This window comes from Moorena sp. SIOASIH (assembly GCF_010671925.1).
Classification (GTDB): Bacteria; Cyanobacteriota; Cyanobacteriia; order Cyanobacteriales; family Coleofasciculaceae; genus Moorena.
Genome location: NZ_JAAHIH010000005.1, coordinates 602,027 through 627,544, shown reverse-complemented (window position 1 = coordinate 627,544; position 25,518 = coordinate 602,027). Strand labels below are relative to the sequence as shown.

The window sequence follows — 25,518 nt, the reverse complement described above, 5'->3', positions numbered from 1 at the left end:
TTTACCGGAATCTTTGGTTAATCCAGCTATCACACAATCCCAAAGATTTTGGACTAGAATCGAGCAGAAGGACTAGGAAAGGTTTTCTTGCTCATGGCCGTTAAAAAGCAGTTCAAAACATTCCAAGAATTATTATCTGGCTCAGATGTACCCGTGTTGGTAGATTTCTATGCCACTTGGTGTGGGCCATGTCAGATGATGGCTCCTATCCTAGAACAGGTCAAGGCTGAGCTCAAAGATCGTTTGCAAGTTGTAAAAATTGATACACAAAAATACCCCCAGCTTGCTTCCCAGTATCACATTGAGGCGTTACCAACTTTGGTACTGTTTAAAAACGGTCAGCCTCAACAACGGATAGAGGGGCTCAGACCAGCAGAAGACCTTATTCCACTATTACAAGCTTTGATTTAAGATAATTAGGGGTGAAATTATCCTTGCCCTTTGACCTTTTTTCCCAGGGTAATGGGATGAGCCCCCCTGATTTATCTGGGATTTATCCGGGGGATATCAGCGTGCTAGACCAAAAAACCTAGCTAGGAAGACGGGGCTTCATCGGAAGAGGCATCGGAAGAGGCATCTGATTCTTCTTGGGTTGATGGGGTGGAATCGCTGCTAGGTGTCGCTGATTTTTCTTTCTCTTTAGCACGCTCCTCCCGCTTTTTACGATCAGCTTGAATGGCATCTTCTATGACTACCCGAGCCTGTGCCATTTTTTCCAGGTTGCTGCGGTACAACTCCAAGTCTTTTTGTAGCTTTTCGGAAGGAAGGTTTAATCCACTGCTAATTTTGTTAAGTACCTCTTCGAGCTGCTTTTGGTCCTGAGCTAACTCCGAGTCCGCCTGCTCTAGTAGTGAAAATAAACCAATGGCAAACAATCTGCTGTACTTAAACTGAGAATTTTGTGCGATCGCAGCTATAGTGGTAGCCAAATCCCCAGTCCCATTTTCAGAGGTTGGGGAACTGAACCAGGAGATCAAATCTTTTCCAGACATAGACTCTACGCTAGTTTTGAGCCTTTGGGCATCTTCCTGGTACTGCTGAGCTTCACCTCCGACTGCTTGACACAGAGCATTAAAAATTGATTCTTTATCATGTTCCGGTTGATAGCTTTGCATAAACCGGTCAAAGCATGTCACCACACCTAAGCCATAGATGGGGTCGTAGTTAAAATCGACATTAACCGACAGCAAATGCATCTCTACCATCAACTCTTCTACTACACGTCGGTAAATAGAGTTAATGGGGCGAGTGTGATAGGTGTAGAAATCCCGTTTAGTATCCGAGACTGTGCGAACAGTATTCACAAGGCAGATCAGAATTGAAGCTTTATATTATTGTTATTGTCTTATTGTCTACCATGAAGTACCTACCACCAAATCCAAGATGATGGTGGGGGTTTCCAGTTTCATCCGCTGATGCCAGATTGGTCTTAATCAGCGTCCGGAGGTTTTGCTTTGTCGCACTCACTCCCGCAGTAGGGGCTAAAGGCTTTGCCCCCCTACTACCCTGGCCGCAACCCGCCTCCCGCAGGTCGTTTGATTTCTTTGAGTTCAACTTGCTGTGGACTTATCTTTACAAAGCTAAGGCAAGTTCTTTCCCCGGGCGAGCTGCCCCTAGTAGCATCCAAGCCCTTTTAGTAGGTTGCTTGGGTAAGTAAGCACCTTTGCTATACTAACACCCTCTGATCAGACATCTGTGGGAAAAGATTCACCGAAGCCAAGCCAAGCTTAATCTCAAACCTAATGGGTCGCAGATGTCTATTCAGGTGGCGATACTACTAGATAAACCATCTAAGGCTTCTTCCTCCGTTTCAAAAATTTCAAATACTGTGTCCATCATAGTTACTTCAAACACGAGCTTGGCGTCTGGATGAACAGAACAAATGCGAAAGCTGCCCTTAATTTTGTCAGCATCTCGCATGCCAGCCACTAAGGATGTCAAACCCGAACTATCAATAAAATCAACCTGACTCAGATTAACCACTACATGCCTGCGCAGTTTGGATATACACTCTTGCAATTTCAGACGAAAGGGCCAAGCTGTAGTGATGTCCAGGCGTCCAATCGGTTTCAAAACAATCACATTTGTACCATCTTCAGTAGTATGAGTTTTCTGATCGATATGAACCATCAGCACCTCCTTGTCACAGCTACCGCTGATTGAAACCATACCAAATCTAATGATTAAGATTTGAGAGTGCGTCCCGAACGATTCAGGTGCGCGCCCGTTCGCGCCCCGCGTCGGCTTTGCCGATAGGTGCGACCCTAGGGCGATTTACTCGCCCTAGGAGGCGCGCACCTTGAGGTGCGACCCTAGGGCGATTTACTCGCCCTAGGAGGCGCGCACCTATAGCGAATTTAATTCTTAATGGGTCAAGGGCACCTGTAGGACTATCGCCACCTGTAGTCCCTGACTGCTTCCCAGCCGACTGAAAAAACTCCTCGTGATTTTTATTAATACGCCCTGACTAACAAATTAAGCCGGGAAGACCTATTCTAAACCAAGCCCTCTGTGATTGGGCTCATCGAGCTACTCACTGAATGCTAGTTTAGCTTAGAGGGATTGGTGAAATTTAAGGGAGCGTATCCAAATTGTTGCACAAATCTGGTCAGAGGAACTGAGGATGAAGGGAATGATGGCGAGCGAGTGCATCAAGACAATGGGAAAAATGACAGGATAGTCGAATGAGGGGGATGAATCCAGGATTTCTATTCTATCTTCCCCCACTGCTCCAGCATTCAGTATTCAGTATTCAGTATTCAGCATTCAGCATTCAGCATTCAGCATTCAGCTATTAGCGTGTCGCGTATCAGTCATTGGCCGTAGGCCATGCTACTTGAGGTGCTATCAGCTTGTGAATAAAACAGGTAAGCATTGGAATAATGCTGAGTTACTTCAGCTGACGGCTGATAGCTGACGGCTGATAGCTGAATGGGTACGTCGAACCATCCTAGTATTGCCATAAGTGATCTGACAACAGTTTAAGCTGTCCAGTTCGCCCAGTCTTGAGGCTTGAGGAATGTCTCATAGAGTTCGGATTCTGGTGTATTGGGCTCAGGTTGGTAACCGTATTCCCAACGCACCAAGGGGGGTAAGGACATCAGGATGGATTCAGTACGCCCGTTAGTTTGCAGACCAAAAATTGTGCCTCGGTCATACACCAGGTTAAATTCTACATATCGACCCCGACGATAGAGTTGGAAGTTACGCTCTCTGTCTCCATATTCGAGATCGTGACGGCGCTCTACAATGGGTAGATAAGCTGGTAAAAATGACTCAGAGCAGGTTGTGACAAAGGCAAATAACTCTTCCCAACTGCGAGGCTCTAAATCCCCAATCTTTTCACTGTAAGCTGCTGCGGGACCATCTTGATGGGGACCACGATAGAGTTTACCTGTGCCATCTTGATAGTCAAAAAATAAGCCCCCAACACCCCGCATTTCTTGGCGGTGTTTCAGATAAAAATACTCATCGCACCAAGACTTGAACACTGGGTAATACTCAGGGTGATGAGCATCACAGGCTTCTTTCAATTGGCGATGCAAATGGGCAGCATCTTCAGCAAAGGGATAGTAAGGGGTCAAATCGATTCCCCCACCAAACCACCAGACTGGTCCTGCTTCAAAGTAGCGATAATTTAGGTGAACCGTGGGCACATACGGATTACGAGGATGCAATACTAGGGAGGTACCAGTAGCGAAAAAACCATGTCCAGCTGCCTCGGGGCGCTGCTTCAAAATTGAAGGTGGCAGCTGTTTGCCCCAAACTTCAGAAAAGTTAACCCCACCCTGTTCAAATACTGAACCATCGCGCATCACACGGGAACGACCACCACCCCCTTCTTCTCTTTCCCAAGCATCTTCTCTGAAGGTGCCAACCCCGTCCAGTTTTACTAGAGCATCACAAATCGTATCTTGCAGCTGTTGCATCAACTGCTTGACTCTCTCCCTAGAGTCAGCAGGAGGTAAAGAAGTGGTATTAGTGGTAGTTGTTGTATCGGTCTGAAAAGCTGTCATAAACAATCCTAGTGAGTTTGGAAACCTTAGGTGCGCTCTTACCATTAAGAATTAAATTCGCCACGGGTCGCACCTCTGGTTCTTTAGGCTGGGGAGGAAAAACCAGCCGGGGTCTTTCTTTAGTCCCCTTTCCCCGAATGGGGATGGGAAGATGTGCAGTTCTTACCCATTCTTGGTTGAGCGCCAACAAGCGCCTATGGAAACAAAACGTTAAGTTTACCTCGCCAATGTTATTGGTTGGTGTTGTTAGTTGGTAGTTATTGGTTGGTAGTTATTCGTTGCTACCATCCGGTACCGTCAGGGTAAGCCCTGGGGGTTGGCATAACTTCCAGGCAGTTGAGATCATATCCTAAATAGAGAGGGATTTTTCAACCAAAGCCATTTGGGGAAGATCATAAATCTGCCTGAGCATAGCTGCGGGAGGCGTGTAGTGATTCTTAATTTTTCTTTCAAGTTAATTGCTGGTCAGGAGGGGATTTGGTGTAAGTTTGCCCTCTTCAAGACCTATCGCGCCCTGAGTACTGCCCCAGTGGAAGTTCTCTGGCAAAAATTGATCAACTTAGCAGATGTGTCTTGGAATCCTCTGCTGTCAAGTACCAATGCTCCGAAAGGTTTAATGGCTAAACCTGGTTTAATTTATCAGGTAGTCACTCGCTTGATCCCAATTCCGGTGCGAATTTTTGTAGAGCGTGTCTTACCCGGTGAGCTACTCAGTATAAGATTTCTGGCAATCCCTGGAGTTGAAAATCGCGTGACTTACCAGGTAGAGTCCACCCTTTGTGGTACCTATATTTCCTACTCAGTTACCCTAAAGGGCTGGTTATCCCCCTTAATCTGGTGGATGATTCGCCCCTACGTGGCGCGGGTGGTATTTGAATTAGCCCAGGCCGCCGAGCAGGTCGGAGCAATCTAAACTTATAGCCGTTGACCCTTGGGAGAGGTAGACACCAACAATCCACCAGTGCCAAAGCTGGTCTACCCTCCTTACAAGGGTAGGTTTTTTACAAAGGGGCGAGTACTTTTATTAGGTATAAATTCCTAAAAATCTGTATCAAAATACACAATTATTTCCGGGATAATTCTCCCCATTTCCCGCTCTTCCCCTCCTGGGAGGGGTTAGGGGTGGGTTCCGATTCCCGACTCCCGATTCCCGTTCCCCTCCTGGGAGGGGTTAGGGGTGGGTTCCGATTCCCGACTCCCGACCCAAATGTAAAAAACCTACCCCTGTGAGGTTCCCCCCACTCGCGCTTTGCATCAAGACAGGGACAAGAGTTTCAGGTTTTTTGTCCTGATTTAATAAAAGGTCGTAATAATACCACTTTAATAGAAGTTTATTGATTACTGACACACCTATCCGGACTTAATCGATAAATCTTGAAAATGTTAAAGTACGAGGCTCCTAGCAGAGCCTAACTTTAGGATAGGCTGTAGCAAAATGAGTAACGTTTTTCAGTATACCTGTGGTTATCCTTCGGATATTGATCATGTGATTCAACCTCAGGCTAAGAGCTATCAAAAAAGTGCCATTACCACCCTTGACATTGGGCTGCTCACTGAGACCAAACTACCAATAGGACTTACGCAGAAACCCCTTTTATTAAAGTAATTACAGCGATTTCAGCCTTTTAATTATAGCAGTTTTAAATTGGTTGAAGTACTTTGCTTATCCTTTTAATGCAGAGGGCATCAGGCATTTTGCACCAAGCAAAGAATGTCTTAAAGCCAATCAGCGCCAATAAAGACTGTACCTCATATATTTTATAAACCCTATATTTTCAAACTTTTTCATAGCATTAATATTGAAAATAATCAAACAATTATAATTGTTAATTAATCACATTTATTACCTTTAAATGACTATTTTTATTCATAAAAATTAAAGATAAATCAATATACAGCGTTTTTCATAACTATGAGGTACACAGGATTTTTTACCTCTTCCCTCTTCTATGTTCCCTGTTCCCTATTCCCTGTTCCCTAAAACCATGGAATCTGTACCTTGCTCAATTTAAAACCGCTATATTTAAATACATTATTAATCAGCAATTAAACCCATCGTCAAAAAAATACTCAACAAAAGTATCGAGAAATGCAGCCATCATATATTACCAAGTATATAGGACAAGATACCGATAACATTATAGAAAAGCCAATCCAAGACTATCTGCCACAACTATTGACCAAAATCGAATCGGCTTTGTTAGCAAATTCGTTAGTTGACGACTGTGTTGTCCTAGAGAGGAAAATTACAGAAGAAAAGAAAAAAATAACCCTCAGAGACAATTGTAGTTTTTTACCTATTATTGCCTATGTAGTCTCAGCTGGATCATCTTCATCAGAACAACTGCGATCGCTCCTGCAAGGGGTCGTGTCAGACACCATCTCAGACACTCTGCTATCTAGTGGTGAACCAAAAGTCCCCCCTAATTTCCCCCCTAATTTATCCCCTAACATAATTATTGTTCCGGTAACTACCTTGCCCCTAACTCCCACAGGTGAGATAGATCAACAAGCACTAGCTTCTGTAGAAATAATTGATACCGACTTAGTGCAGCAATGGGAAGAGCAGCTACAGTCATATAGTTATGGAGGGGCAGAAATCAAGCAAGTCGCCGTAGTACTACAAGACTACACCCAGCCCGACACACCCCTACATCTATTAGACCTACTTCCACCCTCCACCGAAACTAGTCCAAAGCAACCTACAGAATTATCACAAGCCAAGCCCCTACCGAGCCCTTACCCCAAGGCATCTTCCGATTGCGTTCCCGTAGCGGCTCAGGGGGAGCATCGCTCAAATTCCACCCCATCAAAACCCGCCATCAGTCATGGTGAAGCGCTACAGTTACCAACAGATATCTCAACTCTCTCCCAAGCGCTACTAAAAACTGCAAGGGTTGCGCCGGAGCAAGGGATTATCTATCTCGACACTGATAGTCAGGGAAATACTCACCAAAACTATCAATCTTACCCAGCTCTCCTCGAAGAAGCACAGCGGATTCTTGGTGGCTTAAGAAAACTAAATCTAAAGCCTCAAGACAAAGTAATCTTCCAATTTGACCAAAATCAAGACTTCATTCCAACCTTCTGGGCTTGTATTTTGGGCGGTTTTGTCCCAGTCCCGATTGCGATCGCACCGACCTATGAGTCATCTAACAGTACCGTCAATAAGCTGTGCAATGCCTGGAAAATGCTAGAGCAACCGGTCATCCTAACCAGTGATACCCTTGCTCCAGCAATCCGTGCTTTATGCTTTCGTGTAGCGGCTCCTACCAAGCATCCCTTGCCCAAAAAAGAAATTTTAATTGAAACCGTAGACAACTTGCGCTCATCTGAGCCTGACCTAAATTACTATCACAGCCAACCGGATGATTTAGCAATATTGTTACTGACCTCTGGAAGTACAGGAATGGCTAAAGGCGTCAGGTTGACCCATGCCAATTTAATTAATAATGTCGCCGCCAGTGCCCAGAGGAATAATCTGACCCAAGATGATATCTCCTTGAACTGGCTTAACTTAGACCATGTTGGCTCTCTGGTACGCTGTTGTATTCGGGATGTCTATGTCGGTAACCTGCAAATCCATGCTCCCGCTAAAGCTTTCTTGGAAAATCCCCTCAATTGGTTGGATTGGATTGAAAACTATCGGGTTACCTTTGCCTGGGCTCCTAATTTTGCCCTAGGTTTGATAAATCAGAAAATAAATCAGAAATCCGTTGCGAACAGCCACCGGAAATGGGATTTATCTTCCCTCAAATCTGTATTAAGTGTCGCTGAGCCGATTGTACCTCAAACTGCAAAGCGATTCTTGCAGTTGCTTTCTCCCCATGGGTTATCGGTCAATGCCATGCATTCAGCTTGGGGAATGTCTGAAACCTGTGCTGCTGTGGTATTTTCCCATCGGTACTTGTTGAATTTACCGTCGGATAACCAGTCTGTTAACCACTCTGTTGTAGAAGTTGGCAGACCTGTGCCTGGCTTTTCTGTGCGGATTGTGGATGCACTCGGACAAATAGTTGAAGAAGATACAGTGGGTCAGGTACAGATTTCTGGTCCGATGGTTAGTGATGGTTATTACCAGAATCCTGAGCTAAATCGAGAAGCCTTTACACCGGATGGATGGTTAAAAACCGGAGATAATGGTGTACTGCGTGACGGACGTCTCACGATTACCGGTCGAGAAAAAGATGTCATTATTATTAATGGTCTCAATCACTATAGTTATGAAATAGAAGCAGTGGTTGAGCAGGTAGAGGGGGTGATTCCCTCTTACACAGCAGCTTGCGGAATTCGACAACCAAGTAAAGATACTGACCAATTGGTCATTTTCTTCCATACTGATTGGTCTGAGGATGACCAGTTAACCCCATTACTCCAGGACATCTCCACTGAGGTGGTTAGCAAACTAGGGGTGAGTCCGAGTTATCTTATTCCTCTACCAAAAGAGGCAATCCCCAAGAGTTCGATTGGGAAAATTTTGCGATCGCAACTCAAGGAGCAGTTTAACGCTGGTGAATTTGACCCGATTCTCAAAAAAGTTGATTGTCTTCTGGGTAATGAGAATACCCTTCCAGACTGGTTTTATCGTAAAGTTTGGCATCGAAAAGAAGCAGTAACCTTAGGTAGGACACCTAAAAATGGTAGAACTCTGATATTTCTAGATTCCTTGGGATTAGGAGAAGTATTGTGCTCCAAGCTAGGTAAAGACCAATGTGTAGCAGTGGAACCCGGAGCCCCCGGAGCCGATTTTTTGCGACTTACAGGTGCCAAACTTACAGATGCCCAACTTACAGGCAACCGCTATTCTATTGACCCCACCAATCCTGATCACTATCAGCAATTACTGAAGTCGTTGGTGGAAACCGACCAACCCATCGCACAGATTCTCCATTTGTGGACCTATGACGAGTATCGGGGAGAAATTGAGTCATCCGAAGCACTAGAACAAGCTCAGAATCAGGGGACTTACAGTCTACTATTTTTAATTCAGGCTTTGGATGGTTTGAAATCACAGTTGAATTCACCCTTGAGAATTCTCAATTCAGAAGTCCAGTTGACTGTGGTTTCTAGCTATACACAGCCTACCTCGCCCCAGGATGACATTGCCTATGAGAAAAGTCCGATTCTGGGTCTGATCAAAACCTGTCCGAGAGAACTGCCTTGGCTGAACTGTCGCCATATCGATATACCTGTGGATGACCACCACATTAATGGGTTTCATATCCTGCGGGAAATGGCTGTATGTCAGAAAGAGCGAGAAGTAGCATACCGCAATCGCAACCGTTTGGTACCCTTACTCGAAAAAGCTGACCTACCCCAACTCGAAAAACAGGAATTGCCCTTTAAGCAAAAGGGAATGTATTTGATTAGTGGGGGTTTGGGAGGGATTGGAGTAGAAATTGCTAAATTTCTCCTAAACCACTATCAAGCTCGTCTGCTTTTAGTCGGTCGAACCCCCTTACCAGAGCCGACTACCAAAGGAAACCATTTAAAGGATGGAAATGGGTTAGCACCTGCCGTCAGAGCCTATCAAAACCTAGAGCAACTGGCCGAGCAACTGGGAGGAGAGATACGCTACGAGGCCATGGATATTTGTGATTTAGCTCAGTTGCAACAGGTAGTTGAACGAGCCCAGTCTGACTGGCAAGCTTTCCTTGAAGGGGTCATTCATTTGGCCGGAATTGCCCCAGAACATTTTTTAGTAGAGGAAACCCGCAACAGTTTTGCTGCTACACTTCGTCCCAAGCTTTTAGGGTCGTGGGTACTGCATCAACTAATTAAAGATAAGCCAGACAGTGTTTTTATCAGCCTTTCTTCCGTGCTAGCCTTCTTTGGGGGAGCGACAATTGGTGCTTATGCTGCCGCTAATAATTTTCTAGAGTGCTTCTGCTACTACCAGCGGCACAAGACCTTGGTGCGCAGCTACTGCTATGGCTCAAGCACATGGGTTGAGACCACCCTCAATCGGAGTAAACAAATTAGGGAGTCCCGTCGTGCCTTAGGTCAGTACGGAATTTTCAACCAACAGGGAATCAATTCTATTCTCGCTGGGCTGCACCACGACCAAGACAACCTGATTTTGGGTTTGGATGGCAGCAATCCCTATGTTAGACGATACACCCAACAGCCACCATACCATCGGCAGCGGGTATCGGTATATTTCACGGCGGTTACAGAACTATCTGTTGCTCAGTTGCAGAGGTTAGAGGCATTCGTTCCCTTTGGAACCTCTATCACCCCTAAGTTTCAGCAACTCCAAGCTATGCCCCTAACTCCCGCAGGTGAAATCGACCGAGAGCAGTTGATTTCACCAAGCAAAGACACTGAAAACGTCTTGCCAGTAACTGATATAGAGCGTCAACTGGCTAGCATTTGGCAGAAGGTGTTGGGAGTTTCCCAGATTGGCATCGATGACAACTTCTTCGGGTTAGGAGGAAATTCTCTCCTAGCTGTGCAGCTATCTGGTGAGATTGAGAAGACCTTCGGCAAACAACTGCCCCTAGCTGCTCTATTCCAAGCACCAACCATCAAGCAACTCGCTCAACTTCTGTGCCAGTCAGAATGGTCATCCTCTTGGTTTTCCCTAGTGCCCATTCAACCTAGTGGTTCCAAGCCAGTTCTGTTTGCGATTCACATCCTTGGGGAAGGGTTTATATACTACCGCGATTTGGTACGTTATCTCGGTTGGGACTATCCAGTTTATGGACTAAGTTATGGACTAGCAGCGGCTACTAAAGCCAACAACATCAATACCAAACCGGGTATAGGTAATGGACTCAAGGAGTTAGCCGCTCACTACATTGAGGAAATGCGAAGGTTTCAACCCGAAGGGCCTTATTTTCTACAAGGGGTATCCCTCGGAGGTCAAATCGCCTTTGAAATGGCTAAGCAGCTTGATGCTCAAGGTCAGACTGTAGCAATTGTTGCCTTGTTTGATAGCTATGCTATTGGTTATCAGTGGAAGCCCTACGAAAATACCACCGTCTTACAACGGTACACTTTATTTTGGATACAAAAACTACAAACCTATTGGAATAACCTTTGGAGACTTGAACCTGACAAAAGGCGAGCTTACTTGTCTGAGAGAATCAGAGCGTTTGTCAGACATTATAAATCTGGAGCATACAAACGGCAATTCCAGTGGTTTGCTAAAAAGTCTAACTTATCTACCGAACCTGCTTTACCAAACCCTAATTTGGTTGATGCCATCTCAGATATCCAAAATGCTAACTACGAGACTCAACCATCTGAGCTGTCATCAGTCTACCCAGGGAAAATAACTCTCTTTCGAGCTAAACAGCAACCTCCAGGACATTACCATGACCCTCTTAATGGTTGGGATGGTATGGCAGCTTCTGGCATTGAAGTTCACCATATTCCTGGTGATCATATCTCAATGATGCTAGAACCCAATGTCCGGGTTTTGGCTGAAAAATTGAAAACTTGTTTAGATAAGGTTGAAGAAACTATTAAGGATGTATGAAAAGGGAATCGGGAGTCGGGAGTCGGGAGTCGGGAATCGGGATTCGGGATTCGGGATTCGGGATTCGGGAATAGAGCAGCAGTTGCTAGTGGTACTTTAGGGACGGGCTCGCCCTCATTTCATCGGTAGCCAGTGTTGGTACAGTAACGGGCAAGATGCCCGTTCCACCCACCGAGCCAAACAGCTTTTAGGATATGCACCTATAGTGTTTTTTATACCTATGAGCTACACAGGATGTTTTCCTACTCCCGACTCCCGACTCCCGACTCCCGACTCCCGACTCCCCATCTCCCCATCTCCCCATCTCCCCATCTCCCCATCTCCCCACACCCCACACCCCACACCCCATCTCTCCACACCCCACACCCCACATACGCTAGTTGAGTGTATTACCTTATATATATAGGCGACCTATATATACTTCCCTTCTTCAGAGGCATGTTGGGATCCTCTGTAGGAGCCGCTGGGTGAACGAAAAAGCTAATCTATATGAACAACCAATCAGTCAACTTAACAGCTAAGAAGACTAACAGCAAGCTTACTATCCTATTTGATGGGGGGTCTCGTGGGAATCCTGGAATAGCCGGTGCTGCTGCTGTTATTAAACAACCGGGAGCTCAAACCATTAGCGTTAGTCAATTTTTTCCTCATGCTACCAACAATCAGGCCGAATATACCGGAGCGATTCTTGGGTTGGAGAAAGCCTTGGAAATCGGTGCTGGGCAGGTAGTCCTAAAAGGAGATTCTCAACTGGTTATCAATCAGCTTAAAGGTACCTGGAGAGTTAAAACACCCCACTTACGACCGTTATGGACAAAAGCTAAGTCACTTCTGAAGCAGTTTGACTCTGTTCAATTAGAGTGGATTCCCCGAGCACAGAATTCAGAAGCCGATGCCGCTGCGAATCAGGCTATGGATCAACGCAAAGGGGTTAGCGCTGTAAGAAATAAAGCAACTGAGTTACCCAAGGTTCAACCTTCTTTACCAAAACTTGCTGATCAGTTCTCTGAGTTGCCCAAGGCTAAACCTGTACCAAAACTGGCTAACCAGATCTCTGAGCTGATTGCGATCGGAAAAAATGCTAAATTTAAAGATTTCCTTAAGTTAAAAAGTGGTCGGGATGAGTTTACTAGCAAGCGATTCCCCACCCTAAAGGAAATGGTACCTAGTCCTGTTCAAAATGCGATCGCATCCGCTATGGCTGATGCCGATGAATCTACCTTAGCCAGGGTATACCGCTGGTATCTCAGAGGATTACCGGTAGACCTAGCAATTAGAAAAGTCCAGGTCGATTTAGAAGTATCTGAAAATATTATCGAGCGTCGAAAAAAAAATAAACAAACCTTTTAATTATAACACATTATTATCCCTCTAGCAATCCCAGGTAATTTGTAATAAGTAAAAACTCTGAACAAACCCTCAGTACTTAGTAATTAGTACTAGATTTCTACAAAATGCGACTTGTTAACCATTGGGATTGCGATCGCAACCGTGGCTTTTGCCTGTGATCTATATCATAGGCGGAAAGAAAAAGATGAGTTATTATTGTGAGTACCAGACTCCCTTGGCCAGGTGTGGGGTTAAGCTCAAACCTAAAAAAATACTAAAGAGCTATTGTTGAGAGTTCCTGACAGGATAAATAAAAGCGTAAGCATTCAGCGGTCAGCGGTCAGCGGTCAGCGGTCAGCCAAAGGCTCACGCTGCGCGAACAGCCGTCAGCTTTGTGGCACAGGCCACAAGCGCTGTGACTTCACTCAGATTAAACCCATGGTTACCTGTTGTCTTGATGCAGTCGCTCATGGGGGAAACCACGCCAGTTGCTCATGGGGGGAACCCCCAAGACCGCACTGGCTCCCCAAGACCGCGCTGCATCGCTTATTCAAAAGTCAGTAGCGTGGCACAGGCTTCGACGCATCGGACCTAACACATTAGCTGATAGCTACAAGCTGATAGCTACAAGCTGATAGCTGATAGCTGACGACTGAATGCTTACATAAAAGCTATCTATAAGTGCTTCACTACAGCAGTAGAAGCTAAAAGCTAATCCAACAGGAGTTCAAGAAATTGGTTGCTCAGAAACGGTGACCCTAGGTAGGGGATTTGGCGAGCTGGTTCTTGCGTAGGCAGAAAAAAATGTCTTTCACCTTGCCATCTTTGATCTTGCCACTCGTCAAGGACTTTTTATTTATTGCAATATCTAATTGGTTAAGTCATGGAAGTACATCAATCACATCAAGCGATAACCTATCAAAATGTAATGGAAATCTTAGTGGCTCAGGAAGTAGAGCGTCAAAAGTCTCGACTTTCCCCAAAACTAGCTAAGTATATAAACCAGGTAGAAGTGGCTACCTACGCCCTCAATCGTTTACCACCTCTGTATGCTTCCTGTGAAGAGGGGAGGCGTCAGCAGCAGTTAAAGGGACACAAAAAACTAAGGCAGCAGATTACTACTACTGTGCGTCAAGCCTTTGCTGCCGTGCAACGAGACCCGATCAGGCTCTGTACACCAATCAGACCAGAAGAAGACACCGAATCTCTAGCCGCTAAACTGGCTCTGCAAGGACTCCGGGAATTACTCAAAAATCAGAACATAACATGGTATAACCTGGTCAGTATTGTCAAGCAAACCCTGATTCGAGCAACTCAGGTCAGAAAAAATCGGCAAAAAGAGCAGTCAAGAGACCCAATTTATGGTTGGAATGACTCTCGTTACCAGCTCTAACTTTGCGTTCGCGTAGCGTGACCTACGGTCAATCGCGTAGCGTGACCTACGGTCAATCGCGTTCACAGCTTGACAGGTTGATCAGTTGAAGGTTGACAGGTTGATCAGTTGAAGGTTGACAGGTTGACAAGTTGAAGGTTGACAGGTTGACAGGTTAATCAGTTGAAGGTTGACAGGTTGACAAGTTGATCAGTTGAAGGTTGACAGGTTGACAAGTTGACAGGCTATAGTCTCCAAACCAGCGTTTTATATTTATTGATAACTTGGTGATTTACAGCATTTTTCATAGATATAAGGTACACAGGATTTTTTCCCTCTTACCTCTTACCTGCTAACTAACCCAATTTAAAACTGCTATAATGCTGCACTTTAACTATTCTACTGTGATCAATGCACCAGTTGACATAGTTTGGCGCTTTCATGAGCGCAATGATATTCTCGAACTGCTCACTCCACCCTGGCAACCAATCCAGGTGATCCGTCGTGAGGGAGGTTTAGGCATTGGAGCAGTTTCGGAATTTCGGATTTTTCTTGGTCTAATTCCCTTACAATGGATTGCTGTTCATATCGACTATGAGCAATACCGACTCTTCAGTGATCAACAAAAAGAAGGACCCTTTGAATATTGGGTTCATCGCCATCAATTTATTCCAGAAGATCATAAAACTAGGCTAACTGATTCCATTGAATTTGCTTTACCAGGAGGATCCTTAGTCGAAGACATGTTTGGTTGGTTAGTAACCCTGCAATTAGAGCAAATGTTTCGCTATCGCCATGAGGTAACCCAACGAGAATGTTCTAAGTTGGTGAATTGAAAGGTAAACATTTTCTAAAAGTAGGGAACAGGGAACAGGGAACAGGGAACAGGGAACAGGAAACAGGAAACAGGGAAAAATCATAATATTTGATGCTTTCATTACTAAAATTGATTTTAATCGCCTCCCCTATTATGTTTTTTGTACTGATGCCATAAGCATTCAGCTAATGGGCTAGATCACAGGCTAGAAGCCTGTGCCACGTAAGGCTGACCGCTGACCGCTGACCGCTGACCGCTGACCGCTTAGATTTCATCTAACAATTTCTCCATCATTTCCTCTAACTCTTCCTTTGAATCCTTGGCTAATTGGACACTAGTAATAGTCCCCAAAACTCCGCCCGATGCTGTCAGGCTTGCTTCCGACACTTTGTCAATATATAAAAGTCCGACACCAAATAAAGTCATCAACGCGGATGCAGCAGTTACACCAAGAGCAAGGTTGTAACTATGTCTTACTTGTCGTAATAATTCCCGGATGATTTCTTCTTTGATATCACTTTTGATATCACAGTTGTCATCTTTAGTTTGTCGCTTCTTAGAAAAATTAAAGGGCATTGTTGCTCTCCCCAATCTTGTATCCTTGGTTTCTGATATAGCGCTACGCATCAAGGTGTTTGACATTGATACAAGCTTAAAAACTGTTGTAGTCAACTTTTGCCTTTTGCCTTTTGCCTTTTGCCTTGCCCGTAGTGCTATATTCGTATCCTATTCAGAGGAAACTATCTATGCCAAGGGCAAATGGGTTTAGTTTATTTTAGGCTTTGCCCTACTGGCTTTTAGGGAGCAGGGAGCAGGGAGCAGGGATCAGGTGCATCTCATATTTGTAAAAAATATCGCAAGTGTGGGGAGTGTGGGGAGTGTGGGGAGTGTGGGGAGTGTGGGGAGTGTGGGGAGTGTGGGGAGTGTGGGGAGTGTGGGGCGGGGGCGCGGGAATTTTCGCCTGAATTTTTGTCTAATTTCAAAACTGAGATGCACTCGCAGGGATCCCCCCTAACCCCCCTTAATAAGGGGGGAAAAGAGCAGAGAAGACAGAAAAGGGAAGAGAGAAAAATCCTGTGTACCTCATAGCTATGAAAAACCCTGTAAAATAGATTAGGGCAAATAGGTCAATCAAGAAAACCTATCTGCCCTAGTTGGTTAAACTCCTGATTGGTTCCTATAAGTGCGTTTATATCTGGGTTGTAAACACACTTTTTGCCGGAAAAGGCAAAAGGCAAGAGCTAAAAGGCAAGAGGGGAAAGAGATCCGGAGTTTTATTGGAGAAGAAAAAAAGACCATACAGGTTTACATCTCATTTAGAAATGCGATCGCGTTTCCTAATAACCATGAGGTACATCACTCCCTACTCCCTACTCCCTACTCCCTACTCCCGACTCCCTGCTCCCTACTCCCTACTCCCTGCTCCCTGCTCCCTGCTCCCTAAAATCAAAATGCGTGAATCTGACAAAGTGCGATCGAGTCAGCAAGGTAAAGCCAGACTCAGACAAGCTTACAAAGACGCTGGACTGACTCAAAAGACATTAGCAGAGCAAGCCCGTGTCTCTGAGGAGACCGTTAAGCGCTTGCTTGGTACTAGAAGAGATTGCCCAAATGGAGTAGAACGATGGGCAGTTAGAAATATTTGCAAGGTTCTAAATCTTAAACCAACTGATATCGTTGACAAAAAAGACTGGTATCCTCAACAGCAGTTACCACCAGAGTTTGAACAATTTATTCAAGACAAAACTCAGTTATTTTGCGGTCGTGAGTTTGTCTTTAAGGCTATTGAAGACTTCTTCAGCAACACTGCTCATGGCTACTTTACTATTATTGGTGATGCTGGGATGGGTAAAAGCGCTATTGCTGCTAAGTATGTATTAGAGAATCCAGACGCAATTTGCTTTTTTAATAGTCGTGCTGAGGGCATGAATCGTCCAGAATTATTCCTCAGGAAAATTCGTCAACAATTGACCACTCGTTACCAGTTGCCAGATGCTCAAGATGCTGATTTATCAGCGTTGTTGGCTAAGGTTAGGGAAAAATTATCTGCTGGTGAACGGTTGGTGATTGTTGTGGATGCCTTGGATGAAGTTGACCAAGAGGGAGCTGGTAATCTTTTATATTTACCGACTATGTTGCCAGACCGTGTTTATTTTATCCTGACCAGAAGACCGTATAATCAGAATGAGAAAAGGCTGCAGTTATCTCCTGCTACACCAAGCCAAGAATTGGATTTAAGGGAAAATTACCAACAAAGCCATCGAGATGTAAAAGAGTATATTTGGCAATTGCTGAATCATCCAGACTATAAACCGGGATTGAGTAAGTGGATTAACCAGCAACGTGCCCTCTCTAATCAGGAGTTTGTAGAACAAATTGCGGGAAAAAGCGAAAATAACTTTATGTATTTGCGCTGGGTTTTGCCAGCCATAGCTGATGGTTTTTATAATGATAAACCCTTGAATGAATTACCCGTAGGCTTACAAGGCTATTATGAAAACCATTGGCAACTGATGGGGATGACAACCAAGCCTTTACCCAGGGAGAAAATTAAAATTGTTTATGTCATGTGCATTTTACGTAGTGCGGCTTCCCGTCAAGTCATTGCTAAGTATTCTGATGAGGAGGAATTGACTGTGCAGGAAGTGCTTGATGGATGGGCAGAATTTTTACAAAAGCAAGAAAGCTATCGACCACCACGTTATCGATTTTATCACGAAAGCTTCCGAGATTTTTTGTATCGTCAGGAGATTGTGGAAGCGGCGGGTGTGAATTTATCAGATATTAGTGCTGAAATTGCCGATAATATGACAGAAGGGCTGGATTTATGAGTAATGTTCCCAGTCGCTTATCGCAAAAGTCACCAGAAGAAATAGAGCTTTTGTTGGGTGAACTTCCGCGTTTGTGGTTAGAAGGTGGTCAACTTAATAAATTATCTCGTTTGTTGAGTAACTATGAATTTATCGAAGCTAAACTTAATCATCCTGAATTTGGCGTCAAAGCACTGATTGAAGATTATGAATTGATTGATGATATAGAAGTATCTCATCCAGAGTACAGTAAGCAAACTATAAAATCCCTGAAATTAATTCAGGGAGCATTGCGACTATCAACACATATCTTAACTCAAGATCCAAGCCAATTAGCAGGGCAACTCTCAGGGCGTTTACTAGATTTTAATACCCCAGACATTAAAAGATTATTACAACAGATACCGCAAACTGAAACGACTTATTTGCGTAGCTTGAGAGCTACGTTAAATCCCCCTACTGGACCCTTACTATCTACCCTAATTGGTCATGGTGACTCCGTAAATGCCGTTGCTGTCACACCAGATGACACCAGGGTAATTTCTGGTTCATCTGACAAAACAGTTAAAGTCTGGAATTTGAATACAGGTGCAGAAATTTTCACATTAAAAGGTCATAGTGCCCGAGTTCATGCTGTAGCCGTTACTCCCGATGGCACCAGGGTAATTTCTGGTGCCTCTGATAATACGGTTAGAGTCTGGAGTTTAGCAACGGGTAAAGAAATACAGAGATTTAATGGTCATAGTCACCCTGTAGTTGCTGTAGCGGTTACTCCCAATGGCAAGGAAGTGGTTTCAGTATCAGTTGCAAAGTATAACTCTATCAAAGTCTGGGATTTGGAAACTGGTGAAGAGTTAAGCATAAAAGCTAATAGAGACTTCGTCAGAACTGTTGCTATTACCTGTGATAATCGCTTAATTTATGGACTAGAGCGTGGAACTATCAAGGTTTGGGATTTAACAAATGGAAAAATCATCACTCTTAGACATAGACCTGAAACGTTATATCCTTATTTTTTAATAACATACTTCTTGATGCGATTATATGTAATAGCGGTTACTCTTGACGGTAAGTGGCTAATTTCTGGTTTTGGTCATAAGGGTAGAAACATGATTACAATCTGGAATTTAGAAACGGGAGAAAAAACTGTTCCGATTAAAGGTCATAAAAATCCTATTAGTGCTCTTGCTATTACACCTGATGGTAAACAGGTAATTTATGCTGCCTTCGATAATACTATTAAGATTTGGGATAGAGAATCTGGCAAAGAAATGTTAAGTTTTATTGCCCATGATGACTTAATCTATGATATTAAAATAACAGGAGATGGAAATAAAATTATTTCTGCTTCACAGGATAAAACAGTCAAGGTCTGGAATTTAGAATCAAAAGGGAAATATCTTAAATTCAAAGATAACAAAAATTCAGTAAATGATGTAACCATTACTACCGATTGCAAAAAAGCTATTTTTGCTTTACAAAATAAACTTATAAACGTTTTTGATTTAGAACAAAAAACTATTAGTTTTAGTTTTTATAGCAATAAATATTATTCAGATAATGATAAAATTTTAAAATTGGCACATTACCATAACCTTTTGAGAAATAATGTGTTGATTAAACTAGATTTATTAGAGTTGTTTATGAAATTGTTAATAACTCTACCTTCTTTTGTTATTCCTTTTATAATATCTCATATTTTATTAATAATATTTATTGCATTAGGATCTTTATTGTTAGTTCCAATACTAATTATTTTGATAGTTTTTATAGTAGTTGTAATAATTTTAGAACTACTCGCAAGGCATTTTGAAAATATAGCTAATTTTGGTATTAATTGTAAGAAAATGCTTAATAAATTTAATCTTTTTGATATTCTTGAAAAGAAGTCATCAGAATACAGCAAATATTCGGATCTCATAGAAATGAGTGAGTATAATGATATTTATCTCAAAGTGTTAAATGACAAAAATTATCTTGAAAGAAACCACAATCTTTCTGAATTGGCGATTGCACCCAAGAATTTTATGGTTTTTATAAACCAACCAATAATGGGGTTTCAATTTTTAACTGTATGGAATTACAGGAAAATAAATAAAATTTGTGATTTAATATCAATTCAGCAATATTGTTATATTTATTGGTATTTATTTATATCTTGTATTGGCTTACTAATTAGCTTAGGAATTACAATATTTGTCTATTTTTTAGCTAATTATTTAAGTTTATGGGAGATAATTTTAGCTATTGTATTCTTTCCTATATTCTCTGGAAACATTTATTTGTATATCAACTTTATGTTTTTAAGTATATTTGAGATATTTGAGGATTCCGCAACAACTCTATCAATCACGCCAGATGGCAACCATGTAATTTCTGGTTCAACTAACACCACTATTAAAGTGTGGCATCTCGAAACCAAAAAGTTATGTTTTGTCCTTAGAGGTCATAACCTGGACATAACTAGTTTAGCTATCACCCCAGATGGTAAGTATTTGGTTTCTGGCTCCAAAGATAAAACTATCAAACTTTGGAATCTAGAAACTAGAAAGGAATGTTTAACCCTTAAAGGTCATGGTGATTCAATCAATACTCTCTCGGTAACCCCTGATGGTAAGTACGTCGTGTCTGGCTCCAAGGATAATACTATCAAAATTTGGGATTTGGAAAAGCGAGAGGAAATCTTTACCTTTACAGGTCATACGGACTCCATAAATCGGATCAAAGTAACATCCAACGGTAAGCTAGTCATTTCTGCATCTTCCGATAAAACACTCCAAGTGTGGGATTTCGAGACTAGGGAAGTTATTGCTAAGTTTACTGGAGAAAGTGCTATCAACTGTTGTGCGGTTGCACCGGATGACGTAACGATTGTCGCAGGGGATGAAGGGGGAAATATGCATTTTCTGCGGTTGGAGGGAGTAGGGAGTAGGGAGTGGGGAGTGGGGAGTGGGGAGTGGCTTACAAGGGTATGATTTTAATATGGAAGGTATTCGCTGCCCAGAAAATCAATCGAGAGTAAAAGCAAACACGATATTGTAAAACTGATGATGAAAAGTCCTCAAGCTTATCAGGAATGGTTAAGAGTGGTCATCAAAAAAATGCCCCACTTGAGTAAATCTCAGGCCATAGGATTAGCGATGTGGAGCTTTGCAATCGCCATAACTCACAGTTGTGGATTATCGACGGTAACAGTGTTTCTAGCACAATTATTCAATAAGCCAGAAGGAAATGTCAGAGAACAATTGCGACAATGGTATCGAGAAGCCAATAATAAGTATGGTAGGTTCCGACAGGAAATAGAAGTAACTCAAAGTTTTAAACCGTTATTAACTTGGTTGTTGAGTTGGTGGTCGAAGGATGAAAAAAGCCTGGTGTTAGCTGCAGATGCTTCCACCTTGGGACAGCGCTTTACATTGTTGGTGATTAGTGTAGTCTATCGTGGCTGTGGCATTCCTGTAGCCTGGAAAATTATCAAAGCCACAGAAAAAGGTAGTTGGAAACCTTACTGGTGTCAATTGTTCAATCACATCGAAGATGGCATTCCTGATGATTGGTTTGTGATTGTTGCTACAGATAGAGGGTTGTATGCCAAGTGGCTCTACGAGGCCATCAGGAAAAAGGGTTGGCATCCTTTGATGCGAATTAATCATCAAGGATATTATCGAGCCTCACACCATAATACTTTTGTCCCTTTGTCAACATTAATTACTCAGGTTGGTCAGCACTGGAGTGGTCGAGTCACCTGTTTTGCGACTCATAGTCTTGATTGTACTCTTCTGGCTAACTGGGAATCGGGCTATGCTGACCCTTGGTTAATCTTGACAGATCTATCTCCACAACAAGCTCAAATCTGTTGGTACAGTATGCGTAGTTGGATTGAATGTTTATTCAAAGATATTAAGCGTGGTGGTTTGGGCTGGCATCACACCAAAATGAGTGATCCTCAACGGGCTGAAAGATTATGGTTAGCCATTGCCACCGCCACATTGTGGTTGGTTAGTGTTGGAGGAAAAACTGATGGTGATTTATCTGCTAGCAGTCTGTCTGACAACCATGGCAATAATTTTAGTGAATTAGATCTTTCACCCTCAACAGCCACTGTCCAACAGACTAGTTGTGTACTCAATCAACCTACTCGTTATTTAAGTTGTTTCCGACGGGGTTTTTTGATAATTTTGGCTTCTGTGATTAAACAAATGCCTTTACCTGTTGGCTGCTTTGTTCCTCCATTTTCTCTTGATTCTGGATAATTCTTAAAATCATACCCTTGTAAGGTGGGGAGTGGGGAGTAGGGAGTAGGGAGTAGGGAGTGGGGAGTGGGGAGTGGGGAGTAGTAATAATAGTTGATTATTTCTTGATGGAGTCGCTGATGAATGTTACTAGGTACTATGGATAAAAGTGCTCTGTCAATTCCTTTTGCTTAAGGGAGATAAAGCTAATCCCAGGATCCTCTGTGCCAAGAGGGTTTACCCACAAGGAAGTACACAAGAGAAACTTTAAGATCTAGATTCAAAATTTCAAAATGGGAGATGAATTACTGAAAACTGTTATTTGGGTGGGAGCTTCAAAAAAGGAACTGTTAGAGTTTCCTGAAGATGTAATCGATGAAGTTGGTTACATTCTCTATCGGGTTCAAAAAAACAAAACTCATCCTCATATTAAACCTTTGAAAGGATTAAATGGAGTGTTAGAAATTGTCAGGGATTATCAAACAGATACTTACAGAACAGTATATGCTGTAAAACTTGGGAATACTATTTATGTTCTCCACGCCTTTAAAAAAAAGTCAAAGACAGGTATTAAAACCCCAAAGCAGACTATGGATTTAATTAAAGAACGCCTAAAACAAGCACAAGAAATTGCTAAACAACAAGATTAATAGCACCAAGGAGAAAATAATGCCAGACTATACTGTAAGCTCAGGTAACATTTTTGCTGATTTAGGATTTATCAATGCTGAAGAAAAGTTGGCTAAGGTTAAACTAGCTTCACTCATTTTCGATCTGATTGATGAAAGACAGTTGGCTGATTCAGATGTGGCTATGATTTTAAAAATTGAGCCTCCTCAAGTGATGGATTTAAAGAATGGTCGCTTGCAAGGGTTTTCGTTGGAAAAACTGTTATTTTTTTTAGTAGCATTAGGTCAAACGATTGAAATTAGCGTCAGTCCAAAACCCGAAACTGTATCTAGCGGGAGGATACAAGTAATCCGTCAATCTTATGCTTGAATATAACCCTTCAAGGAGTAAGTGACTGTTGGGGTACCGACTCCCGATTCCCTAAAAAAAATCGGTCAAGTTTGGTTAAGCCCAATTCTTGACCGCATTCAATTTTTCAATATGTCACAAGAACAGCTCAGCTGTACTTATTTCATAATAACTCCAAATCGACTATTACGTTGTTGTTGACTTAGTCAGCAACTGCTGGAAACCAACAACATCCCAACTCATACTGCTTCATCCTGCTTCACAAAATAACCGTCACGATTCCTTTTGGCCAGGGATGAAAATCCCTGGCAAATTTCTATCCTAGTCTATGTAGAAATATCGAATAAAAAAGGTCATCACCTGACCAGGTTTTCCGGTAGGCTCCGGAGTGCTCCATTCGTCCGGGTGTGCATACTTAAGGGCATACACGGCATTAATGGTCTTGCGAACCTGTTCAGGAGTACCGACCAAGACGTGGTTGGCTTTTTTGCACTTACGGCATTCGTCACCAGAATTTTCTGGGCAATTAGGATTGTTGAGATTCTCATCTGAGTTGGAATTCATGTTGTTAGTCATTTGGAGTTCTGTGTGTGAACTGTGTATAATATTAATATATTAATTTATTTACTACTTGTCAAGGGGTTTGGGAATTTTTTTTTATTAAAAAATGGGGAATTTAGAATTGAGAATTTAGAATTGAGAATTTAGAATTTAGAATCGGGAATCGGGAATCGGGAATCGGGAATCGGGAATCGGGAATCGGGAATCGGGAATAAATTAATCATAAATTTATCGTAGGGTGGGCAGTGGATAAGACAGATAAATATCAACTTGAAATAGATTTAATCCACTGCCCACCGACAAGGAAATGGAATCGGGAATAAATTAATTGTAGGGTGGGCAGTGGATAAGACAGATAAATATCAACTTGAAATAGATTTAATCCACTGCCCACCGACAAGGAAATGGAATCGGGAATAAATTAATTGTAGGGTGGGCAGTGGATAAGACAGATAAATATCAACTTGAAATAGATTTAATCCACTGCCCACCGACAAGGAAATGGAATCGGGAATAAATTAATTGTAGGGTGGGCAGTGGATAAGACAGATAAATATCAACTTGAAATAGATTTAATCCACTGCCCACCGACAAGGAAATGGAATCGGGAATAAATTAATCGTAGGGTGGGCAGTGGATAAGACAGATAAATATCAACTTGAAATAGATTTAATCCACTGCCCACCGACAAGGAAATGGAATCGGGAATAAATTAATCGTAGGGTGGGCAGTGGAAAGACAGATAAATATCAACTTGAAATAGATTTAATCCACTGCCCACCGACAAGGAAATGGAATCGGGAATAAATTAATCGTAGGGTGGGCAGTGGAAAGACAGATAAATATCAACTTGAAATAGATTTAATCCACTGCCCACCGACAAGGAAATGAAATCGGGAATAAATTAATCGTAGGGTGGGCAGTGGAAAGACAGATAAATATCAACTTGAAATAGATTTAATCCACTGCCCACCGACAAGGAAATGGAATCGGGAATAAATTAATCGTAGGGTGGGCAGTGGAAAGACAGATAAATATCAACTTGAAATAGATTTAATCCACTGCCCACCGACAAGGAAATGAAATCGGGAATAAATTAATTGTAGGGTGGGCAGGGTCGCAGACGGATACTATCAACTTATAATCGGTTTTATCGGCACTGCCCAAGGGCAAGTAAGAAGATTAATCCTAGGGTGGGCAGTGGATAAGACTGATAAGATCAGGTTGTAATAGAGTTGAACACCACTTCCCACCGACATCAAATTAACTAGAAAATATGAGTTATTTTCTAGATTTTTAAGACAATTACTCCTCCGGTGGGCAGTGCATCATACCCATTGAAAAGCTGACAATGGTTTTGCTAAGCACTGCCCACCCTACATCTACTGACTTGTCCGGTGGGCAGTGCATCATACCCATTGAAAAGCTCACAATCGTTTTGGTAAGCACTGCCCACCCTACATCTACTGACTTGTCCGGTGGGCAGTGCATCATACCCATTGAAAAGCTCACAATCGTTTTGGTAAGCACTGCCCACCCTACATCTATTGACTTGTCAGTCAGGTGGGCAGTGCATCATACCCATTGAAAAGCTGACAATGGTTTTGGTAAGCACTGCCCACCCTACATCTACTGACTTGTCCGGTGGGCAGTGCATCATACCCATTGAAAAGCTCACAATCGTTTTGGTAAGCACTGCCCACCCTACATCTACTGACTTGTCCGGTGGGCAGTGCATCATACCCATTGAAAAGCTCACAATCGTTTTGGTAAGCACTGCCCACCCTACATCTACTGACTTGTCCGGTGGGCAGTGCATCATACCCATTGAAAAGCTCACAATCGTTTTGGTAAGCACTGCCCACCCTACATCTACTGTTCCCTAAAACCAGGAACTCTGTACCTCACCAAATTGAAAAC

Annotated in this window: 24 protein-coding genes; 14 read left to right on the top strand and 10 right to left on the bottom strand. The window is 42.8% G+C overall.

Features of this window, described 5'->3' with window-relative positions:
* The first annotated feature begins 93 nt into the window (after positions 1-93).
* Positions 94-411 (top strand): thioredoxin, encoded by a 318-nt coding sequence (trxA, locus tag F6J90_RS29790; RefSeq protein ID WP_293102078.1) that lies wholly within the window; start codon positions 94-96, stop codon positions 409-411.
* Positions 412-533: 122 nt separating this feature from the next.
* On the opposite strand, the gene psb29 is transcribed toward trxA, so the two are convergent.
* The 4 genes from psb29 to hemF form a co-directional block, all read right to left on the bottom strand.
* Positions 534-1,304, bottom strand: a complete 771-nt coding sequence (gene psb29, locus F6J90_RS29785; protein ID WP_293102075.1) for a photosystem II biogenesis protein Psp29 — start codon at positions 1,302-1,304, stop codon at positions 534-536.
* 457 nt (positions 1,305-1,761) lie between these two features.
* Positions 1,762-2,130 (bottom strand): STAS domain-containing protein, encoded by a 369-nt coding sequence (locus F6J90_RS29780; protein ID WP_071107694.1) that lies wholly within the window; start codon positions 2,128-2,130, stop codon positions 1,762-1,764.
* Between the two features lie 683 nt (positions 2,131-2,813).
* Positions 2,814-2,963, bottom strand: coding sequence for a hypothetical protein (locus F6J90_RS29775; RefSeq protein WP_293102072.1), 150 nt, complete (start codon positions 2,961-2,963; stop codon positions 2,814-2,816).
* Between the two features lie 18 nt (positions 2,964-2,981).
* Positions 2,982-4,016: an oxygen-dependent coproporphyrinogen oxidase gene (hemF, locus tag F6J90_RS29770; protein WP_293102070.1), complete on the bottom strand. Its 1,035-nt coding sequence runs from the start codon at positions 4,014-4,016 to the stop codon at positions 2,982-2,984.
* Positions 4,017-4,446: 430 nt separating this feature from the next.
* On the opposite strand from hemF, the gene F6J90_RS29765 reads away from it, so the two are divergent.
* Together F6J90_RS29765 and F6J90_RS29760 are read left to right on the top strand one after the other, a co-directional pair.
* The gene (locus F6J90_RS29765; protein WP_293102067.1) at positions 4,447-4,929 is read left to right on the top strand and encodes an SRPBCC family protein; all 483 of its coding nucleotides are present in this window, start codon (positions 4,447-4,449) and stop codon (positions 4,927-4,929) included.
* A 1,176-nt stretch (positions 4,930-6,105) separates the two neighbouring features.
* The gene (locus F6J90_RS29760) at positions 6,106-11,499 is read left to right on the top strand and encodes an SDR family oxidoreductase (protein ID WP_293102064.1); all 5,394 of its coding nucleotides are present in this window, start codon (positions 6,106-6,108) and stop codon (positions 11,497-11,499) included.
* 225 nt (positions 11,500-11,724) lie between these two features.
* Here the strand turns inward: F6J90_RS29760 and F6J90_RS29755 are convergent, their stop codons facing one another.
* Positions 11,725-11,856 carry a hypothetical protein gene (locus F6J90_RS29755; RefSeq protein WP_293102061.1) on the bottom strand — a complete coding sequence of 44 codons (132 nt, stop codon included), beginning with the start codon at positions 11,854-11,856 and terminating at the stop codon, positions 11,725-11,727.
* A 132-nt stretch (positions 11,857-11,988) separates the two neighbouring features.
* Between F6J90_RS29755 and F6J90_RS29750 the strand changes: the two genes are divergently transcribed.
* The 4 genes from F6J90_RS29750 (at position 11,989) to F6J90_RS29735 (ending at position 15,036) form a co-directional block, all read left to right on the top strand.
* Positions 11,989-12,849: a ribonuclease HI family protein gene (locus F6J90_RS29750; protein ID WP_293102058.1), complete on the top strand. Its 861-nt coding sequence runs from the start codon at positions 11,989-11,991 to the stop codon at positions 12,847-12,849.
* A 267-nt stretch (positions 12,850-13,116) separates the two neighbouring features.
* Complete coding sequence (locus tag F6J90_RS29745; protein ID WP_293102056.1) at positions 13,117-13,392, top strand: hypothetical protein; 276 nt, start codon at positions 13,117-13,119, stop codon at positions 13,390-13,392.
* A 319-nt stretch (positions 13,393-13,711) separates the two neighbouring features.
* A complete protein-coding gene (locus F6J90_RS29740) occupies positions 13,712-14,221 on the top strand; it encodes a late competence development ComFB family protein (RefSeq protein WP_293102053.1) in 510 nt (169 codons plus the stop codon).
* Between the two features lie 359 nt (positions 14,222-14,580).
* The gene (locus tag F6J90_RS29735) at positions 14,581-15,036 is read left to right on the top strand and encodes an SRPBCC family protein (RefSeq protein ID WP_293102050.1); all 456 of its coding nucleotides are present in this window, start codon (positions 14,581-14,583) and stop codon (positions 15,034-15,036) included.
* A 245-nt stretch (positions 15,037-15,281) separates the two neighbouring features.
* Here F6J90_RS29735 and F6J90_RS29730 read toward each other — a convergent pair whose 3' ends face one another.
* Positions 15,282-15,689, bottom strand: a complete 408-nt coding sequence (locus F6J90_RS29730) for a hypothetical protein (RefSeq protein WP_293102047.1) — start codon at positions 15,687-15,689, stop codon at positions 15,282-15,284.
* 157 nt (positions 15,690-15,846) lie between these two features.
* On the opposite strand from F6J90_RS29730, the gene F6J90_RS29725 reads away from it, so the two are divergent.
* The 7 genes from F6J90_RS29725 to F6J90_RS29695 all read left to right on the top strand — a co-directional run bounded on the left by F6J90_RS29725 (position 15,847) and on the right by F6J90_RS29695 (position 23,058).
* The gene (locus tag F6J90_RS29725; RefSeq protein WP_293102044.1) at positions 15,847-16,032 is read left to right on the top strand and encodes a hypothetical protein; all 186 of its coding nucleotides are present in this window, start codon (positions 15,847-15,849) and stop codon (positions 16,030-16,032) included.
* A gap of 168 nt (positions 16,033-16,200) precedes the next feature.
* Entirely contained in the window at positions 16,201-16,461 is a 261-nt protein-coding gene (locus F6J90_RS29720; RefSeq protein WP_293102042.1) for a hypothetical protein, read from the top strand.
* Positions 16,364-17,848, top strand: a complete 1,485-nt coding sequence (locus tag F6J90_RS29715; protein ID WP_293102039.1) for an AAA family ATPase — start codon at positions 16,364-16,366, stop codon at positions 17,846-17,848. Before F6J90_RS29720 ends, F6J90_RS29715 begins: the two co-directional genes overlap by 98 nt.
* Positions 17,845-20,802, top strand: coding sequence for a WD40 repeat domain-containing protein (locus F6J90_RS29710; RefSeq protein WP_293102036.1), 2,958 nt, complete (start codon positions 17,845-17,847; stop codon positions 20,800-20,802). Before F6J90_RS29715 ends, F6J90_RS29710 begins: the two co-directional genes overlap by 4 nt.
* A gap of 72 nt (positions 20,803-20,874) precedes the next feature.
* Positions 20,875-22,080, top strand: coding sequence for a transposase (locus F6J90_RS29705; protein ID WP_293102033.1), 1,206 nt, complete (start codon positions 20,875-20,877; stop codon positions 22,078-22,080).
* 272 nt (positions 22,081-22,352) lie between these two features.
* On the top strand, positions 22,353-22,709 hold the full coding sequence (locus tag F6J90_RS29700) for a type II toxin-antitoxin system RelE/ParE family toxin (RefSeq protein ID WP_293102030.1): 357 nt from the start codon (positions 22,353-22,355) through the stop codon (positions 22,707-22,709).
* Positions 22,710-22,728: 19 nt separating this feature from the next.
* Positions 22,729-23,058 (top strand): helix-turn-helix transcriptional regulator, encoded by a 330-nt coding sequence (locus F6J90_RS29695; RefSeq protein ID WP_293102027.1) that lies wholly within the window; start codon positions 22,729-22,731, stop codon positions 23,056-23,058.
* A gap of 300 nt (positions 23,059-23,358) precedes the next feature.
* Here the strand turns inward: F6J90_RS29695 and F6J90_RS29690 are convergent, their stop codons facing one another.
* The 4 genes from F6J90_RS29690 to F6J90_RS29675 form a co-directional block, all read right to left on the bottom strand.
* Positions 23,359-23,601, bottom strand: coding sequence for a hypothetical protein (locus tag F6J90_RS29690; protein WP_366513911.1), 243 nt, complete (start codon positions 23,599-23,601; stop codon positions 23,359-23,361).
* A 140-nt stretch (positions 23,602-23,741) separates the two neighbouring features.
* Complete coding sequence (locus tag F6J90_RS29685; protein ID WP_293102021.1) at positions 23,742-23,867, bottom strand: hypothetical protein; 126 nt, start codon at positions 23,865-23,867, stop codon at positions 23,742-23,744.
* A 1,036-nt stretch (positions 23,868-24,903) separates the two neighbouring features.
* Positions 24,904-25,128, bottom strand: a complete 225-nt coding sequence (locus F6J90_RS29680; protein ID WP_293102018.1) for a hypothetical protein — start codon at positions 25,126-25,128, stop codon at positions 24,904-24,906.
* Positions 25,129-25,153: 25 nt separating this feature from the next.
* Positions 25,154-25,456 carry a hypothetical protein gene (locus F6J90_RS29675; protein ID WP_293102016.1) on the bottom strand — a complete coding sequence of 101 codons (303 nt, stop codon included), beginning with the start codon at positions 25,454-25,456 and terminating at the stop codon, positions 25,154-25,156.
* Between the last annotated feature and the right edge of the window lie 62 nt (positions 25,457-25,518).

What these genes read in the sequence shown, in the direction of transcription:
- F6J90_RS29760 (WP_293102064.1), top strand. Translation starts at nt 6,106, where the DNA reads ATGCAGCCATCATATATTACCAAGTATATAGGACAAGATACCGATAAC.
- F6J90_RS29695 (WP_293102027.1), top strand. Translation starts at nt 22,729, where the DNA reads ATGCCAGACTATACTGTAAGCTCAGGTAACATTTTTGCTGATTTAGGA.
- F6J90_RS29715 (WP_293102039.1), top strand. Translation starts at nt 16,364, where the DNA reads ATGAGGTACATCACTCCCTACTCCCTACTCCCTACTCCCTACTCCCGA.
- F6J90_RS29780 (WP_071107694.1), bottom strand. Translation starts at nt 2,130, where the DNA reads ATGGTTCATATCGATCAGAAAACTCATACTACTGAAGATGGTACAAAT.
- F6J90_RS29735 (WP_293102050.1), top strand. Translation starts at nt 14,581, where the DNA reads ATGCTGCACTTTAACTATTCTACTGTGATCAATGCACCAGTTGACATA.
- F6J90_RS29690 (WP_366513911.1), bottom strand. Translation starts at nt 23,601, where the DNA reads ATGAATTCCAACTCAGATGAGAATCTCAACAATCCTAATTGCCCAGAA.
- F6J90_RS29775 (WP_293102072.1), bottom strand. Translation starts at nt 2,963, where the DNA reads ATGGCAATACTAGGATGGTTCGACGTACCCATTCAGCTATCAGCCGTC.
- F6J90_RS29700 (WP_293102030.1), top strand. Translation starts at nt 22,353, where the DNA reads ATGGGAGATGAATTACTGAAAACTGTTATTTGGGTGGGAGCTTCAAAA.
- F6J90_RS29750 (WP_293102058.1), top strand. Translation starts at nt 11,989, where the DNA reads ATGAACAACCAATCAGTCAACTTAACAGCTAAGAAGACTAACAGCAAG.
- F6J90_RS29740 (WP_293102053.1), top strand. Translation starts at nt 13,712, where the DNA reads ATGGAAGTACATCAATCACATCAAGCGATAACCTATCAAAATGTAATG.
- F6J90_RS29705 (WP_293102033.1), top strand. Translation starts at nt 20,875, where the DNA reads ATGATGAAAAGTCCTCAAGCTTATCAGGAATGGTTAAGAGTGGTCATC.
- trxA (WP_293102078.1), top strand. Translation starts at nt 94, where the DNA reads ATGGCCGTTAAAAAGCAGTTCAAAACATTCCAAGAATTATTATCTGGC.
- F6J90_RS29710 (WP_293102036.1), top strand. Translation starts at nt 17,845, where the DNA reads ATGAGTAATGTTCCCAGTCGCTTATCGCAAAAGTCACCAGAAGAAATA.
- hemF (WP_293102070.1), bottom strand. Translation starts at nt 4,016, where the DNA reads ATGACAGCTTTTCAGACCGATACAACAACTACCACTAATACCACTTCT.